Here is a 924-nt window from a genome sequence, read left to right as displayed (position 1 = left end):
GAACTACACCGTTCGACGCTGCGGGGTCACGGTCGTTGAGCAGGGAGGCCACGGCCGGACGCGCTACATCCCGGTATCCGAGGCCCTGCTCCTGGTGGCCGCCGCCGCCCTGGCCATGGCCGCCGGAGTCGCCCTGGCGCAGATGTACCGCGCGATGAAGGCGAGCGGGGCCACGGTCGGGACCAACTCCCTGACGATCCCGCTCCCCCTCGGAGCCTGACCCATGACGACGACGACCGCGAAGGGGGTGAGCACCGTGCACAAGGCTGACGGCCTGTTGGAGATGTTCCTCCGGATGACCGAGGAAGAGTTCCTGATCATCTGGCGATTCGGCGGATACGAGGGTCTGCCCCCGCAGGACGTAGACCGGCGCATCGTCGCCATGGTCAAGGGCATGACCCCGGCCGGGCGGCGGTCCGTCGCCCGCGCGTTCGTGCGTGCCTTCGCGGCCCTCCCGGTGCAGGTTCGGGCCGCCCTGGTGGCGTTCCTGCTCTCCCTCGGGATTCGGCCGGCGGGGATAGCTCTCCCGGCTCCGGCCCCTCGTGCCCTGACCCCTCAAAGGGGGTGGCTCCGCCTCACCCCGGCCCGCGCTCCGTGACCACACGACCCCGCTTCGGCGGGGTCACACCGCAGGCACCCGACCCCAGACATGCCGAAAGCCCCGGGACACGACTCCCAGGGCTTGGCATCGATCCCCTAGCGAGGAATCAAGTGCATTCCAAGAGTACCCAGCAAGAACCCGCCCTGACCACAGATCCCCGTGTGACCCCCGTCGGCGGCTCCGGCCGCGTGACCACGGTCACGGACGGGACGACGTCTTACCTGATCTGCCGGACCGTGGGCGGCCGTGGCGGGTGGGGCGTCCACTGTTGGGCGGGTGAACTGATCACCTCCGGATGGCCGCCCCTGGCCCGCGCTCGGTCC

At 70.5% G+C, this 924-nt stretch carries 2 protein-coding genes; both read left to right on the top strand.

Annotated features, from left to right (window positions below; translation table 11 throughout):
• A partial coding sequence (locus IH25_RS41485; RefSeq protein ID WP_157847083.1) for a hypothetical protein occupies positions 1–220 on the top strand: 220 nt, incomplete at its 5' end.
• A gap of 3 nt (positions 221–223) precedes the next feature.
• Positions 224–598, top strand: a complete 375-nt coding sequence (locus IH25_RS0136680) for a hypothetical protein (protein WP_030498524.1) — start codon at positions 224–226, stop codon at positions 596–598.
• The last annotated feature ends 326 nt before the right edge of the window (positions 599–924 follow it).

It is taken from the genome of Streptomyces achromogenes subsp. achromogenes (assembly GCF_000720835.1).
Classification (GTDB): domain Bacteria; phylum Actinomycetota; class Actinomycetes; order Streptomycetales; family Streptomycetaceae; genus Streptomyces; species Streptomyces achromogenes.
This window is presented reverse-complemented; position numbering and strand designations above follow the sequence as displayed.